At 46.3% G+C, this 15577-nt stretch carries 14 protein-coding genes; 3 read left to right on the top strand and 11 right to left on the bottom strand.

Translation table 11 applies throughout. The features are described from left to right. Positions 1-10: 10 nt before the first annotated feature. From lenA to EHO57_RS01375, 3 genes are read left to right on the top strand one after another with little or no spacing between them, the layout of a single operon-like run. On the top strand, positions 11-688 hold the full coding sequence (gene lenA, locus EHO57_RS01385; protein ID WP_246050437.1) for an endostatin-like outer membrane lipoprotein LenA: 678 nt from the start codon (positions 11-13) through the stop codon (positions 686-688). 5 nt (positions 689-693) lie between these two features. Next, on the top strand, positions 694-1818 hold the full coding sequence (locus EHO57_RS01380) for an LIC_12097 family sensor histidine kinase (RefSeq protein WP_135646995.1): 1125 nt from the start codon (positions 694-696) through the stop codon (positions 1816-1818). 1 nt (position 1819) lies between these two features. Further along, complete coding sequence (locus tag EHO57_RS01375) at positions 1820-2812, top strand: response regulator transcription factor (protein ID WP_135646994.1); 993 nt, start codon at positions 1820-1822, stop codon at positions 2810-2812. A 38-nt stretch (positions 2813-2850) separates the two neighbouring features. Here EHO57_RS01375 and EHO57_RS01370 read toward each other — a convergent pair whose 3' ends face one another. From EHO57_RS01370 to rplI, 11 genes are all read right to left on the bottom strand, one after another. Next, the gene (locus EHO57_RS01370) at positions 2851-3945 is read right to left on the bottom strand and encodes a WD40 repeat domain-containing protein (RefSeq protein ID WP_135646993.1); all 1095 of its coding nucleotides are present in this window, start codon (positions 3943-3945) and stop codon (positions 2851-2853) included. Then, positions 3945-5195 (bottom strand): nicotinamide-nucleotide amidohydrolase family protein, encoded by a 1251-nt coding sequence (locus tag EHO57_RS01365; RefSeq protein ID WP_135646992.1) that lies wholly within the window; start codon positions 5193-5195, stop codon positions 3945-3947. Before EHO57_RS01365 ends, EHO57_RS01370 begins: the two co-directional genes overlap by 1 nt. Further along, complete coding sequence (gene argS / locus EHO57_RS01360; protein WP_135646991.1) at positions 5192-6958, bottom strand: arginine--tRNA ligase; 1767 nt, start codon at positions 6956-6958, stop codon at positions 5192-5194. The genes EHO57_RS01365 and argS overlap by 4 nt, the downstream gene beginning before the upstream one ends. Positions 6959-6974: 16 nt before the next feature. Further along, complete coding sequence (locus EHO57_RS01355; protein WP_135646990.1) at positions 6975-7232, bottom strand: hypothetical protein; 258 nt, start codon at positions 7230-7232, stop codon at positions 6975-6977. After that, complete coding sequence (gene recO, locus EHO57_RS01350; protein WP_135646989.1) at positions 7225-7998, bottom strand: DNA repair protein RecO; 774 nt, start codon at positions 7996-7998, stop codon at positions 7225-7227. The genes EHO57_RS01355 and recO overlap by 8 nt, the downstream gene beginning before the upstream one ends. Then, positions 7971-8303, bottom strand: coding sequence for an rRNA maturation RNase YbeY (gene ybeY / locus EHO57_RS01345; RefSeq protein WP_246050488.1), 333 nt, complete (start codon positions 8301-8303; stop codon positions 7971-7973). Before ybeY ends, recO begins: the two co-directional genes overlap by 28 nt. Before the next feature lie 149 nt (positions 8304-8452). Continuing rightward, a complete protein-coding gene (locus tag EHO57_RS01340; RefSeq protein ID WP_135646987.1) occupies positions 8453-10858 on the bottom strand; it encodes an HD family phosphohydrolase in 2406 nt (801 codons plus the stop codon). Further along, on the bottom strand, positions 10858-11826 hold the full coding sequence (locus EHO57_RS01335; RefSeq protein ID WP_135646986.1) for a PhoH family protein: 969 nt from the start codon (positions 11824-11826) through the stop codon (positions 10858-10860). The genes EHO57_RS01340 and EHO57_RS01335 overlap by 1 nt, the downstream gene beginning before the upstream one ends. Positions 11827-11830: 4 nt before the next feature. Beyond that, on the bottom strand, positions 11831-13636 hold the full coding sequence (gene aspS / locus EHO57_RS01330) for an aspartate--tRNA ligase (RefSeq protein ID WP_135646985.1): 1806 nt from the start codon (positions 13634-13636) through the stop codon (positions 11831-11833). Positions 13637-13768: 132 nt separating this feature from the next. Continuing rightward, a complete protein-coding gene (gene dnaB, locus EHO57_RS01325) occupies positions 13769-15091 on the bottom strand; it encodes a replicative DNA helicase (protein ID WP_135646984.1) in 1323 nt (440 codons plus the stop codon). A 19-nt stretch (positions 15092-15110) separates the two neighbouring features. Beyond that, the gene (gene rplI, locus EHO57_RS01320; protein WP_135646983.1) at positions 15111-15575 is read right to left on the bottom strand and encodes a 50S ribosomal protein L9; all 465 of its coding nucleotides are present in this window, start codon (positions 15573-15575) and stop codon (positions 15111-15113) included. Positions 15576-15577 lie beyond the last annotated feature (2 nt).

The raw sequence follows: 15577 nt of genomic DNA, 5'->3' as shown, positions 1-15577 counted from the left end.
TACTTTCCCTTTGCACGTTAGGATAGTCTTTCTGACTGTCTTAACGTTCCTCCTCTTCCTTTCTCTTCCCGCATTTTCCCAAAGCCAAGAAGCTGCCAAGACGCAAAGCTCTTCTACCCAGATACTGAACCAGAGGATCCTAAAGGCCTATGAAAGTCTGGGAGTCGCCAGGGAGCTTTTGAAATTCGAAAGAATGGAGGCTCTGCCGATCGGAACCCTGGTGACCTGGGTGGGAACCTTCCCCAACCGAAAAGGGGTCAAGATCACTAAGTTCTCCGTGACCCAATCCTCTAGTCCAGGTGGGATCGAGAAGGCCGAAGAGAAATCCATTCTTCTGGAATTCAATGGTTCTACTCTTTCTAAGGTGATCTCCGAGATCAAGACTGCCAATTATTCTTCGGAAGATACGATACTCATCCGGATGACCGACAATACCCCTCTTGATAGCAATGTGGACGATCTACTTATCTATGCTGACAGAAATGGGAAGGAGGCGGAATATCCTCTCAACTATCTCCCGGACGAGGGAGTCAATCGAGATAGGTCCGAATTTAAGAAGGAATTTTACTTAAAACTGATCGAGGACTTCTTCGTTCATGTTCTCAGGCTACAGGAAATGCAGGCCCAACATTCCTCTAAAAACCAAAAAAAATTACTGCAAAGTTATAAAGAATCCCTAGAATATTGATTCGGATGTCATCCCTAATGGAAAACCTCCACGAGAGAGCGGAGGAACTCCAGGCTATTCTAGATGGAATTACGGAGCCCCTGGTTTTGATCGACCCGGGCTTTCGGGTCCGTCGTGTCAATAAGGCCACTCTGGAGTTCTCCGAGGAAGCTGAGTTTCCTTTCGTTCTCGGGAGAAAATGTTTCGAGGTCCTTTATAACCGGACCGCTATCTGTCCATACTGTCCTATGAAGGATCATCACGAGAATGAGGCGGACTTCGACGCGCAATTCGAGGGAAAGGGTGAGATCGGAAGAGAGATCTTCCATGTGGCGAATAACCAGAAAGAGACCCTGTATCTGGACTTCTTTCCGATCCGCAAGGACGGAAGCGTAGTCTCCATAGTAGAAAAGATCAGCAATATTACCAGACTCAAGGAAAAGGAAGAAGAGAACCTCCGTATCCGAAACCTAGCATCTCTCGGAATTTTTATCTCCGGCGTGGCTCACGAATTGAATAATCCTCTTACGGGAATGAGCCTTACTCTTCAGAATCTAATGAACAACCTGTCCAGCATGGACCCTGAGTTCTTCAAGAAACGATTGGAGATGATCAAGGAAGATCTCACACGAGCTGCTATGATCGTATTGGATGTGATCAGCTTCGCTAAGCCGGATAAGTTAGTCACTACCAATGCCGACATTCACGAGACCATTATGAAAGCAAAGGATTCGGTTACCTGGGTCTATCCCGTACTTTCCAAGAATACGGAATGGGAGATCCTAAGCGAGCCAGGAACCACCTTCCAATTCAATCCGGTCAAAATGGAAAGATTGTTTATCAATCTGTTCAAGAACTCTTTGCAAGCTTACGATTACGGAGAAGGAAAGATCCGAGTAGAAGTTAGACGCACTCGGAACATGATGCATATCATCGTAGAAGATACTGCCGGCGGAATCCCGGAAGATATGCTGGATAAGATCTTCTCCCCCTTCTTCTCCAAGAACAAAGCAGGTGTGGGAACCGGACTCGGTCTTTCCATCTGCCATTCGATAGTAAGAGAACACAGCGGAGAATTGACTGTGCGTTCCTTCGATCGTAAGACTAGATTCAAGATCTCACTTCCTCTAGTTCAACCCAAAGGGGCTTAACTTGTCTAAGCATAGGATCTTAGTCGTAGAAGATATTCACTCCATTCGGGAGGCTGTCAAAGATATACTAGTACAGCAGTATCAAGTCTTTGATGCGGAGAATTATGACGAGGCAGTCCGTATCCTGGACTCCGAAGAGATCGATCTGGTGATCACGGATATCCGCATGCCTGGAAAGTCCGGACTGGACCTGATCAAGACGATACAGAAGGAGCATCCTCAGGTCCAATATTCACTGATGACGGCCTATAATATAAACGATTATATCAATTTCGCTTATCAACATGATATCTGGAATATTATTCCTAAGTATTCCTTCTTAGATATCAACCTGATCACTGTGATGGTTAAGAAACTTCTCTTAAAGGATATCTTCGGGGTGGAGAAATACTTCAGTTCCGGTTTTCAACTTACGGAAGAAAGCGGGGAAGCTTTTTCAGTTCCTCCGGAGAACGGAGTCGTTTTCCGAAAGATCAGTTCCGATAAAGAAAGAAATCATTTTTGCAATCGGATCGGTTCCTTTTTGATCGAAAAAGGAGCTCCGAACGCGGTGCATCAGATCCTAGAAGAGCTTACTTCCAATGCGATGATCCGAGCGCCTAGAGACTCTAAAGGAAATTCGAAATACCAGTATGAGCTTCCTTCCAGAGACCTTCTTGTTCCTTTAGAACATATTCAACTCGCGGAAACGGACTACTTCGAGATTGGTTATGGGATCGCAGAGAACTCCTATATTATCGTGGTCCGAGATCATTTCGGTTCTTTGAACAAGAAGGAGATCTTGAAACGATTGGATCGACATATCACTGTCGAAGGTCCTACAGGTCTGCCTTCCGGACTCGCGGATTCACACGGTAGAGGTCTGTATATTTGCAGAGAGATCTCGGACCAGCTGATCTTCAATATAGAAAAAGACAAAAGAACCGAGATCATCGCGTTGCTGGACAAGCAAACGAATAAGGGATATAAATCTCTTTCGATCTATGAGGTTTGAGCGGGGGGATTTGTAGAAGATACTACAAACTTAGCTGCTTACTGTCCCCGTTCCAGCTCCCGATACAGTACGATATCCTTTCCACCTTCGAAAAATGCCTCACCGCTTCTTCCATTGGAGAAGAATCGAAAAGGTTTTTCGGAAGTCCTGACCTTCTCTTCTCTGAGTACATTGCCTTTCGAGTCCAAGAAGAATAGATTGCTTTCCCATTCTCCTGCGAACCAAGTTCCGGAGTGGAAGACGGTTTGGTAAACGGCTTGGGACTTGCTTCGGTTCTTTTCGAAGAGTATCTTTCCGGTCTTGGAATATAGAACGAGTTTATCGTGAAATCCGGAGAGAAGTTCCCCTTCATTGGAGATTGCCATGTAGGTTTTGTGAGGAAGAACTCTTCCTAAATTCCATTCTTCTAATTCGGAACCTTTGCGATCATAGACCCGAATAAAGTCCCGATTCCCTTTCAAGAAATGGACTCCTATCTTTGTGCCGTCAGGCGAAACAGTAAGACTTTTTGCAAAGACCGGTTCCTTCTCTCCCATCTTTGCTTCGAAAAGTTTTTCTCCCTTTCCATCCAAAAGAAATAATTCCCCTCCGGAGAAGAGAACCGCAGTCTCTCCGTTCGAGATCCCATTCGGAGAAAAAGCGATATCGGTCAGAAATCTTCCGTCCAGTTTTTTTGCGCCCACGGAGTTGCCATTGATATCGGAGACTAGGACTTGGTTATTATCTCCCGCAAGAAAGAGAACGATATTCCCGTCCGGATGGATCTTAGGATAACTCTTATATTCTTTGGTCCAAAGCAATTCTCCCGCTTCGGAAAAGAATTCCACTGAGTTTCCGATCTTCTTGTATACAAGATACCCCTTGGAAGTGAGAGGGAATTCAATCCGATTTGAATCGTCGGTCGGAATGGACTCTCCTCCGGGGATACGGATATAATCCGTCTTGGACTTGTATCCGTTTAGCTTTCTTTCCGGATCGAAATCACTACGAGGATCCGGAAAATTCCCGAGCTTAGCTTCCTTGTTCCAGGACCAAGTCTTTTGGACAGTTCTCGCAGCCTCGTACGGATTCCCTAAAAAAAAATAGAATAAAAAAAAGAAGATCAGACTTAATCCAAGGATCCGAGCGATCATTATAATTTCCTTAAGCGATTGTATAGTGCGAATAGAGAGGTTGCGGCAACCACATCCCGGAATAATTCCCTTTTAAAAGGAAAGAAGTATTCTTTCACTTCCGTGCCGACGCCTTTGATATGAGTTCCTATGAATACGGTTCCTACTCGTTTAGTAGGAGTAGCTCCGCCAGGCCCAGCAATTCCGGTGATACTGATAGAAAGATCCGTATTCAATATAGAGGCAGCGTTATCCGCCATTTCTCTTGCGGTTTCTTCGCTCACTGCCCCGTGGGCCTCCAAGGTTTCCTTCTTCACATGAAGGAGATTTTCTTTGATTGAGTTCGCATAACTCACAATGGAACCCAAGAAGTATTCGGAGGATCCAGCTCTATCTGTAAACAGCTTTGCCGCGAGCCCTCCAGTACAACTCTCTGCAGTTCCTACGGTTAACTTCTTTTGTATCAGAAGAGCCGGTAGTTCTTCGAATAAGTCTCCCGTGCAAAGATCCCCGTATTTTTCCTTAGTAAGTGCTATAAGCTTTGATAGAAGTTCCTGATCTTCCGATTGGTAGGTGACCCGGATAAATCCTCGCTTTGCAGCCACTCCCCAGATTGCCTTCCCGGCCTTAAAGAAGTCCAACTTCTCGATGAATTCCTGTTGGAAGAGGGATTCACTGAGTCCCCAGATAAACAGATAATCGGAATATAGTTTTGCGGATTGAAAATGAGTTCGGATCAATGGCACCAGCTCCTCATGGAACATGGCAGTCATTTCCTTGGGAACCCCCGGCATACAGGCAAGGTAAGCGCCTGGTCGAAGTTCCGACCAGAATCCGGGAGCAATTCCCGTGGAATTATTCATAACGGTCGATTTCGAAGGAATGGAAACCTGACGAAGAGCTGTCGCTAACGCCTCTTGGAAGCTTCTTCCTCGGAGGCGATACAGTGCTTGGAGACGATCATGTGCCCTTTCGTTCAAAACAGGGGTAGAACCCGTCAATTCGCAGACAACCTCCAAGGTATAATCGTCTTCAGTGGGCCCTAAACCGCCAGTCATTAGGATGAGAACCGGGTTTTCTGTCGAAGATACTACAGAAATCTCCGACAATTCCCTCCGGATCAACACTGGATCATCCGGAAGGACCACGAACTTCTCAACGGAATATCCCAAACCGAAGAGTTCATTTGCGATCCAGGAGGAATTTGTATCCTGGCTTCTACCCGCAGTTAGTTCCGAGCCGGTAGAAACGACTATAAATCGGGGGTTCAAAGATCCTTCTCCAATCTCTCGGGGGCAGAAACACCAAGTAAGCCCAGACCTTGGGCGAGAACAATTTGCGTTGCCTGGCAGATCCGAGCGAGACCCAGCCTCGTCTTTTCATCGGCATCTTTCAATCTGTTATTCTTAGCGATATAGAACTGCGTAAATGAGCGAGCTAGGTTCTGCAGATAATTTGCGATCCGATGCGGCTCCAGGGTAAGCGCCGCGTCCAAGACTTCCTCCGGAAAACGAGAGATCCAGAATAGGAGTCTCTTTCTCTCTTCGGTCATCTCCAATTCTTGCAAGGCCTGCGGATCGGAATCAGTTCCCACTTCTCTAAAGATAGAAGAGACTCTTGCGTGTGCATACTGTAAATAAAAGACTGGGTTCTTGTCCGACTCGTCTTTTGCCAGATCCAGATCGAAATCCAAAGGAGAATCCAAAGAACGCATTACGAAAAAGTAACGTGCTACGTCTCTCGCATGTTTTCCCAGGTATCCGAGCAGGTCTTCCATGGTCTGGAACTCGCCGGCCCTCTTACTCATCTTCATTTTCTGGCCGCCCATAAGAAGGTTCACTTGTTGAGCGATCACCACTTGGAAATTTTCCTTAGGATAGCCGAGAGCCTCGACTGCTCCAGCAAGTCTTGCGATATATCCGTGATGATCCGGTCCCCAGATATCAATGATCTTCTCATAACCTCTTTGGATCTTATCGCTATGATAGGCTATGTCCGCGAGAAGATACGTTGGACGTCCATCGTCCCGGACCACTACCCGATCCTTATCATCCCCATAATCGGTAGAACGAAATATTTGCTTTCTGTCTTCCTCGAAGACCTTGCCGGACTTCTTTAAATTCTCCAGAACTCCTAAGACTTTTCCGGCAGCATGCAAAGATGCCTCGGAGAAGAATCGATCGAACTCTACCCCAAAAAGATCCAGATCCTTTCTCTGCCAGATAAGATTGGACTCCACCGTCCAACGAGAACATTTCTCAGCGAGCGCCGAATATTCCTTCTTTTCCAAATGCGATTTGATCTCGGAAGAAGTATTCGAATTTTCTAATAGATCTTTCGCGATTACTTTTAGGTAATCCCCTCGATAGCCTTCGGCAGGGATCACGTTTTGAGTTAAAAGATCCTCAATACTTCTTCCATCCTCCGCGTTTTCCTGAACGGAAGAAGGTTCGCCCAGGATCTCCCTGATCCGAACCAGAGTAGAAACCCCAAGAAGAAAAACCTGGTTCCCGTAGTCGTTTACGTAAAATTCCTTATCTAACTGATTGCCAACTGCACGAAGAAGATTCGAGAACGCATCCCCGGTTGCTGCGGCTCTCGCAGAAACGATATTTAAAGGCCCGGTAGGATTCGCGCTTACGAACTCTAAATTGATCTTTTTAGGATTTTCTAATTTAGGGAATGTATCCTTTTTCTGGACCGTATTTTCCAAATAACGGATCAGGAATGCGGGAGAGATGCGAAAATTCACGAACCCAGGAGGAGTAAAATCCACCTTCTCAAAAAAATCCGTTCTTGTTTGTAGATGTCCTACAAGTAAGGCCGCCGAATCCAGAGGCTTCTTTCCGAGCTGCTTTGCGTTCTCAAGCGCGAATGAAGTGGAATAATCCCCGAAGGATTCCTCTCTGGAATATTCTATCCTGATTTTCAGCTCGGATGGATTTAAATGAGGAGCTTCTTTTTCGCAGTATGCTTGGACGCCTTCTTTCAGAGCTTCCAAGACCAAGTATTTGAGAGTATCCGTTTCTTTCATTCTATGATGAGCGATCCTATTTTTTAGAGGAGTTGGATTCCCAGTCGGGGAAAAGTCGTTTGTCGCGGATCTGATTCCAGCTTCTGTCCAAGGCTCCAAGGACCAGATTTTTCTCCCTCAGGATACATTCAAGAGATTGGCAATTCCTTCCTTCCTCTCCGAAACTAGGACGAGGGATTGGGGTCTTCTTTCCCCATCTTTGATCGAGTATGATGAGAAAGACGATCCCAAAAATATAGATCAGCAAAAAGCAGGTCTTAAAGAATTTATCCAAGGTTCTCCCCCAAGGATTCGTATAACATAGGTTCCGATTTCAAACGTTTTCCTAACAAGGGTTTTAAGGCCCGGTTGCTGAGACTATCCGCCTCCTTCAGGAGTTCAAGGGAAATCTTTTTGTCTTTCAGGTCCCTGTATCGTAACGCAAGGCAATCCTGGATGAATAGGACCAGTCCATACTTGTCCGGCCTGGGAGTTCCGCAGTCCCCGCAGACGATCTCAAAATGGGTTTCGTCTAAACTACAGGATCGGATCTCCGAGAAAGTCTTACCGCAACTCGCACATTCCAATTCTTTGGAGAGAAAGCCACCCACATACAGAAGTTTTAATTTGAAGAAGGGTAAAAACACGGGTCTATACCCGTCCTCGTCCAATTCTTTCAGGGCTCCCAATAAGAGTTTGTATTCCTGAGGATGAGAACCCCCTTCCGTTAGAAAGGAAGAAACAAGCTCTACCAAATAAGAAACTAAAACGGTGCCCGCATAGCCTGCCTTTGCCTTATCGAACCTCTGGACGAGTCCGATCTCTTTCACGTTAAAGGTCTCTCTGCCTTGCGTATAATAATAATCTAATACGGTTAGGGAACCTGGTTCTACCGCCGCGATAGGTCTAGTCTTACTCTTCTTGATACCCTTGATCCGAAAGCTATTTACCTCTCCTTCTTCCGGAAGAAGTCGCAAAAAAGCATCTCCCTCGGGAAGGATCCGGCTCTCCATCACGATCCCTTTGGTTTTCTTTAAGGCCCCAGAACCAGATCCAGACATAGATCCTCTTTCTCCTTCATAAGAGCCTCGTCCTCTTCTCCTCTTTCATGATCGTAGCCGATCAGATGCAAAAAACCGTGCACGAACAAACGAAAGAATTCCTCTTCTACACTGTGACCTATGGACTTGGCCTGCGCCTTACAAGTGTCCCAGGAAATCACGATCTCTCCCAGACTTAAGATAGGACCCGTTTTTATTTTCTTTATGGGGGGAAGGTTCCAAGGCTCCAGATCGAAACTCAGAGGAAAAGAAAGCACGTCAGTCGCATAATCCTTTCCCCTACGGACCCGATTGATCTCCTTCATGGATTCGTCGTCCACAATGAGAAGGGAGAGATGGGTTTGTATATTAGGAAATGCGAACCCGGTTAATGTATTCCAGCGGGGAAGAAGCTCCGTTTCGGACAACCAAGAAGGCAATTCTTCTCTTATATCCGAGGAGAGTTCGAACAAGTTTATGAGCCTTTCACGGCATGTCTGCCGAGAATATTCTTATTCTTTTCTTCCAAAGCCTTTGTTTCTTCCGGCTTAGGATATTTCGGCCGGGAATGAAGACTAGAAAGAAGTACTTCTTTGAAAGAAGACTTAACGACTTCCAGATCTCCTAGAGTAAGTCCGCATTCGTCCAATTGGTTTTCTGCCAATTTGCTGTTAACGATCTTAGTAATGAGAGCATCCAAGGATTCAGGAGTCACTTCTTCCAAGGAACGGCTAGCCGCTTCCAAACTATCTGCGATCATAACGATCGCGGTTTCCTTTCTTTGAGGCTTAGGGCCGGGATACTGAAAGTCTTGCTTTCTCAGTTTCTTCTTCTGAGAAGGAGAAAGTTCCGCCAAGGCCTTATGATAGAAGAAAGCCATAGTGGAAGTGCCATGGTGTTCCGGAATAAAATCGATCACTTCCCTAGGAAGCCTAGCCTTCTTGGCCATCTCGATCCCATCCAAAACATGATCGATCACGATCTTTGCCGCCTTGGCAGGATTGTTCTTATCGATATTTTCCTTCTTAGGGATCAAATGCTGGTTCTCCACGAAGAAGCCTGCGTTCGGGATCTTGCCGATATCGTGGAAGTAAACCCCAACTCGGGTCAGAAGCCAATCCAACTCCAAATTCTGAGCGGCCCGTTCCGACATGGCGGCTACAAGAAATGTATGAGTATAGGTAGAAGGAGCCTTGGTCAGAAGATCCTGCAAGAGAGGATGCCCCGTATCTGCAAGCTCCATAAGTTTGAATCTGGTCGGAATATTGAAAACATACTCATAGATCGGAAGAAGGAGCTGAGTCAAAGTGGAACAGACGAATCCATTCACTAAGCATAATAAATACAATTTGAATATATTGGAATCCCAAAGATCCCTCAAATGAGAACCGGAAGGAGCCGCCACCCAATAATTCCTGGAATCGAACAGATACCCGGAGGAAGAGATCAGGATCTGGACCAAGGCCATATAGAAGCCTGCCTTGATAAAATCGATCCTCTTTCTCATTTTTCTGCCGTATGTGGCGGCAACCACCGTCATCACAAAGGCAAGAATAAAGGAAGTAGGATTGTATCTGGACGCGGCAAATACGAAGAAAGAGAGAAAGAATCCTATCGCAATGGACAATTGCTCGTCATAGATCATCGAAAGAATGAGGCAAACCATTCCGGTAGGGATGACCAGAGCGAAATAGAATACGGAATCATAGCTATTCTCGAAACTGAAGAATGCCTTAGAAGCCAAATACGTCCAAAGGACCAAAGACCAGATAAGAGTAAACACGATCACGTTACTCGAAACATCGTTCAGTCGCTTAGGATTGTATTTTTTCAAGAAAGCATAGACAATAATAACGAAGATAGACTGGATCAGCAGAATGGAAACGATAGAAGTGATATTCGCGCGGGTAGCGTATCTGTTCACGATCTGCAACTTCCGGTAGACTTCCGGAGTGATGATCTCTCCCGCTTTTACGATCACTTCCCCCGCATTGATCCTGCTATTCACAGGTTCCGTTCTATCCATCACCGCTTGCTTTTGGTTCTTGGTCTCTTCGGCATTATAAGTACAACCAGGATTGGAATACACATAAGTCAAAGCCAGCTTCTGGATCACTGCGAGCAATTGAGGATCGGTAGACTGCAATTTCTCAGCCGCGAGCTTATTCAGATACTCGATCGTGAAATTGTCTCTGTATAGATATGTGCGAGGAATGACCTGAACCCCTTCCAAGGAAGAGATCTGCTCCTTATTTCCGCTAGCCCCCGAATTACGGATCTTTGCCTCCGCGGAGCGCATCGTATTATACTCCGCAGGAGCATCTCGTAAGATGCAAAGATTAGAAAAAATTAAATTACTATATTGTTGGACTAGGTCGCGGACCCTGGATTTCCCTGGGGTCTTGAGAAGGAGTTCTAGATCCTCTTTGGACCTATTCTTCCAACGTGGGACTGCCGTTAAAAGTTCAGCGGTCGTTTTTTCTCCGGAAGGTTTCGGCTCCCTATATTTCTCCATGTCTTCCTGGATGGCCGGTCGGATCGTTTCCGTGAGTATCCTAAAATCCCGATCGAAAAAATTGGGAGCAGACTGATACGCTTTGAGTCTCTTTGCTTTTGTCTTCTCCTCATCTTCGTACACGATATCCTTGGTAGAGACCACCTTATCTAAGGCGGTCTTACCTTCCGAATAAGGACCGTCGGGAGTGAGATCTATTTTGTCCTGACCGAAGAATGGAATGGCAAGCATCCAGGTCACGAAGATCAGAGTGATCGCAGTCAGAATGACCTGGAATTTACGAACGAAAGAGATGGGACGGATCTTGGTCAAAGTGTCCGTGATCCAAGCCATTCCTCTTTCTAAAAACGATCCCAGGGGAAACATTACAATTCCTCGAACTTCCTCACGATGGTTTCCACTAATGGATGTCTCGTGATATCCTCTTTTCCGAAAAATACCTGGCCTATGCTCTCGGTACTTCTAAATAAGCTTACCACACGATCGAAACCGGATCTACCATGTTCCAAGTCGATTTGAGTAACGTCCCCGGAAATACACATCCTCGAATTTCTTCCCAAACGGGTCATGATCATCTTTAACTGGGAGAGAGTACAGTTCTGGGCCTCGTCCAAGATGATAAAGCTCTTGGAAAGAGTCCTTCCCCGCATGAATGCGACCGGAGCGATCTCAATTTTGGTGAGAGCGATATACTCTTGTGTCTTTTCAAAACCGATGCATTCGTTCAAAGCATCGTATACAGGACGAAGGTAAGGATCCACTTTCTGGTTCAGATCTCCGGGTAGGAATCCAAGATTCTCCCCCGCCTCTACAGCAGGTCTTGTTAGAACGATCTTGTCCACGATCCCGTTTTGCAGGAATCTGCAGGCCATCGCCACGGAGAGGAATGTCTTTCCCGTTCCCGCAGGACCGATCCCGAAAGTGATCAGATTATTTAAGAAAGATTGAATGTACTTATCCTGGTTCTTTGTCCTAGGATAGAGATGTTTTCCCTTGTATGTGGTGAGAATCTTTTCAGAAGGCTTAAATGGCTCGTCTTCGGAGCGACGCTCTTCCTTCTTCTTTTCTCTAGTGGCTTGTTTGAGAAGATAACTGAAATCGAATTGGTCCGTAAAATCACGGTCCGGTCTATCCCTATAATTCGTTTCCAGTAGATGGAAAAAGTCCAGGGCGAAGTCCACCTTTGCAGGAATTCCTTCCACCTGGAATCCGTTCCCGCGAGGGATTAGATCGATCTCCAACTGTTTTTCCAGGTTTTTCACTCCTGCATCGTTGATCCCGCAGATCTTACGATACAGGTCCTGGCTTTCGAAAGTAAATTGTTCTTTCCTGATACGATTAAACCTTTATTAATCTCAGCTTCAATTCTTGGAGCTGCTTCTCTTCTACTTCCGACGGGCATTCACTCATCAAGCAAACACCTTTTTGGGTTTTCGGGAAGGCGATCACATCTCGGATCGATTTCCCACCAGTCATCAGCATAAGGATCCGATCGATACCGAACGCGATCCCACCGTGAGGAGGAGCTCCAAATTCCAATGCTTCCAAAAGGAAGCCGAATTTTTCCTTAGCCTCTTCCGGGCCTATCCCCAAAGTGGAGAAGACTCGGTTCTGCACATCCTTGGAATGGATACGAATGGAACCTCCACCGATCTCCACACCATTCAACACCAGATCGTAGGCCTTGGCAAGAGCCATACCCGCATCCCTTTGCAATCTTTCCTCGGAAGAAAAAATTTCCAAGCTCGCATCGCTCGGAGAAGTAAACGGGTGGTGCAAGGAATCCCAGCGATTGCTGTCCTTATTCCACTCGAACATCGGGAAGTCCACGATCCAAGAAATATGAAAGCTTCCTTCTGCAGGTTTGTCAAATCTTTCCGACAACTTTAATCGAAGTGCTCCCAAAGAATGGTTTACAATTTGCCTTTCGTCGGCGCCGAAAAAGATCATGTCCCCTTCTTTGGAGCCGACCGCCTCGGAAATTTTCTGGAGAGCTTCCGGAGTAAATCGTTTCGTAATCGTGGATTCCAAACCTTCCGGGCCATGCTTCATATAAGCGAGGCCTTTTGCCTTGTAATCCCTGGCAAGCCAAGCAGTCAGCTCTTCGATCTCCTTTCTGGAAATGACGGAGCCGCCGGGAACGCAGATCGCTTTTACCACTCCGTGCGTTCCGATCGCGACAGTGAATACTTGGAAATCGCTATTCTTTACGATCTCCGAAACGTCTACGAGCTTCATTCCGAAACGAAGGTCCGGCTTATCCGAACCGTATTCTTCCATTGCTTGTCGATAAGGCATTCTGGAGAAGGGGCCTTTCAGTTCCAACTGGAACACTTCCTTCATGATCTGGGAGAATAGACCTTCTATCTCGGTCAGGATCTCTTCTTGGGAAACGAAGGAAAATTCCATGTCCAACTGAGTAAATTCAGGCTGTCTGTCCGCTCTTAGGTCCTCGTCCCGGAAGCATTTCACGATCTGGAAATATCTCTCCATTCCCCCAACCATTAGAATTTGCTTAAATATCTGAGGGGACTGAGGAAGCGCGTAAAAGGAATTCGGGTTCAAGCGAGAAGGGACCAAAAAGTCCCGAGCCCCTTCCGGAGTGGACTTGTTCAAGATAGGGGTCTCTATCTCTACGAATTTGCGTGCATTCAAATAATTGCGGATCGCGAAGATGAACTCATGACGCTTGAGCATTCTGTTCTTCAGCTCGTCCCTTCTGAAATCCAGATATCTGTATTTCAAACGGTTCTCTTCGGAGATCTCATCGAACTCATCCAAGGAGAATGGAGGGGTTTTTGCTTGGTTCAGGATAACTAGTTTGTCTACGACGAGCTCTATCGTTCCCGTCTTCATCTTCGGATTGATGCTTTCTGCGTCTCTTTTCTTAAGCTTTCCTTGGACTGCGATCACGTATTCGGAGCGGATCTTTTCCGCTGCGCCAAAACCTTCTCCCAGGATCTCTTTACGAAGAACGACTTGCAGGATACCGGTGCGGTCTCTCAAGTCTACGAAGATCACTCCGCCCTGATCTCTGAATCGAAAAGACCAACCGAATAAGGTAAGTGTTTTTCCTTCTTGGGCCTCGGTAGCTTCTCCTGCCCAGGCTCTAGTTCTATAACCTTCTAAAATCCAATCTTCCAAAGAAATTCCAGTTCCTTAATTTATAATATAAGAGCTTGCTCCGAAGCTTCCATTAGGATGCACCATTCTCGTCCGACTTCCCATCTTTGATCTTAGTCGGAGGCGGCCGTGCTAAATCCGACCTCGCCTGGGCTACACGTTATCAAATCTGGAAAGTTCAGGCCGGAAGGCAAGTGGAAAAGAACCTGTAGGCCCAGATCGGTTCTTGGCGATGATGATCTCCGCCATTCCCTTCATTCTAGGATCTTCCTCTTCGTCCTTTCCCTTCTCCCCTCGATATATGAATGTCACAATATCCGCATCCTGCTCGATCGCACCCGACTCTCTTAAGTCGGCAAGCTGAGGTCTTTGGTCCTTGGACCTCTGTTCGATGGATCGGTTCATCTGAGAAAGAGCGATCACAGGACATTTTGCTTCTTTGGCCATCTGCTTGAGCGCTCTGGAGATGGAAGAAACCTCTTGTTGTCTTCCTCCGTCCCTGCTTTTGGGGTCGTTCATGAGCTGAAGATAGTCCACGATGATGAGTCCTAGGCTCTCGTTGGTAAGAAGCTTACGGATCCTTCCCTTAAAATCATCCACACTCAGCGCACCGGAGTCATCTATATAAATAGGAGAAGAAGTTACCTTAATGATCGCTTCGATCAGCTTGGGCGCATCCGACTTAGTTACTTCGGAGCGTTTGAGCTTGTTGGACTCGACCTGAGCATAAGAACATACTAATTTAAGAAGAAGTTCCATGCGGCTCATCTCCAAGGAGAAGATGACCACAGGACGGTTATGGATGAGCGCAACATTCGAGGCGATATTCAACGCAAGAGTGGTCTTACCGTTTCCGGGTCTTGCGGCAAGAACCATCATCTCATATTCTTTCAGACCGGAAGTCATCTCGTCAAACTGAGTGAAATTCGTGCGAAGCCCTTTTACCTGGCCCCTGCTTTCCATGATCTCTTTGATATACTCGGAAAGAGCGGCCTTGTCCTGAGAAACAGGCATCAGACCTTTCACATCTGCGGATCTGGAAACCTCAGTTAGGCTCTGTTCGATCTGATTGAAAACGGATTCGTTCTCGCCCGGTTCTTTTTGGATCAGCTCGAGTGCGCTCGTTAATAATTTAGAATATCTCCTTCTTTCGGAAAGGCGTTTGATGCGTTCCGCATAATATCCCAGAGGATGGGAAACCACTGAGTCCTTATAGAGAGAATAGATATAATCGTATTCCCTTTCCGGATCTTTTAGAAGAGAGTTTTCTTTTAGGAAGTTTAGAACGGAGACAGGATCGATCGCTATCTTTTTGTCGACCAAATCCAGAACCGCCTTATAGATGCGGCGATTCGTATCCTGATAGAAATCCTCTGGGACCAGAGGAATGTCTATCAGATTGTCCGCCCCCTTGAGGAGAAGGGATCCGAGAAAAGACTTCTCGGATTCCAATTCAAACAAGGAGTCGGCTTGCATGAGCGTTATACGGTTAAGGTTAAGCTTCGGTAGAAGCGCCTTCTTCTTTCTTCACATGAACTGTGATGGTTGGAATGATCCCTTCCGCCAAACGTACTTTCAGTTTGTAAGAACCAAGGTTACGGATCGGTTCTGCGAACTCGATCTTACGCTTGTCTACTTCGAAACCGCCGTTCTTCAAAAGAACCGCAACATCGGCAGGAGTCACCGCTCCGAAGAGTTTGTCTCCTCCACCGGTTTTCACGGAAATCTCGAATTCCTTTCCGTTCAATCCGGAAGAAACAGATTCCATCGCCTTCTTGCGTTTATCTTTTTTCAGATCCGCAAGTTTCTTCTGGTGAAGAGCCATCTTAGTCTTTCCTTCGGACGCGCGAACTGCGAGTCTCTGAGGGAAAAGATAGTTACGAGCAAAACCGTCTGCGACATCTTTGATATCGCCAGCGTCGCCTAAGTTAGAAACGTCTTTTTGTAATATTACTCTCATTC

Origin of the sequence: Leptospira langatensis (assembly GCF_004770615.1) — a bacterium.
GTDB classification, from domain to species: Bacteria; Spirochaetota; Leptospiria; order Leptospirales; family Leptospiraceae; genus Leptospira_B; species Leptospira_B langatensis.
The sequence above is the reverse complement of the archived record's forward strand: the minus strand, read 5'-3'. Positions and strand labels throughout refer to the sequence as shown.

Coding starts and splice junctions, on each gene's coding strand:
- EHO57_RS01380 (WP_135646995.1), top strand. CDS start 694: ATGTCATCCCTAATGGAAAACCTCCACGAGAGAGCGGAGGAACTCCAG.
- EHO57_RS01370 (WP_135646993.1), bottom strand. CDS start 3,945: ATGATCGCTCGGATCCTTGGATTAAGTCTGATCTTCTTTTTTTTATTC.
- argS (WP_135646991.1), bottom strand. CDS start 6,958: ATGAAAGAAACGGATACTCTCAAATACTTGGTCTTGGAAGCTCTGAAA.
- recO (WP_135646989.1), bottom strand. CDS start 7,998: ATGTCTGGATCTGGTTCTGGGGCCTTAAAGAAAACCAAAGGGATCGTG.
- ybeY (WP_246050488.1), bottom strand. CDS start 8,303: ATGAAGGAGATCAATCGGGTCCGTAGGGGAAAGGATTATGCGACTGAC.
- EHO57_RS01340 (WP_135646987.1), bottom strand. CDS start 10,858: ATGTTTCCCCTGGGATCGTTTTTAGAAAGAGGAATGGCTTGGATCACG.
- dnaB (WP_135646984.1), bottom strand. CDS start 15,091: ATGCAAGCCGACTCCTTGTTTGAATTGGAATCCGAGAAGTCTTTTCTC.
- rplI (WP_135646983.1), bottom strand. CDS start 15,575: ATGAGAGTAATATTACAAAAAGACGTTTCTAACTTAGGCGACGCTGGC.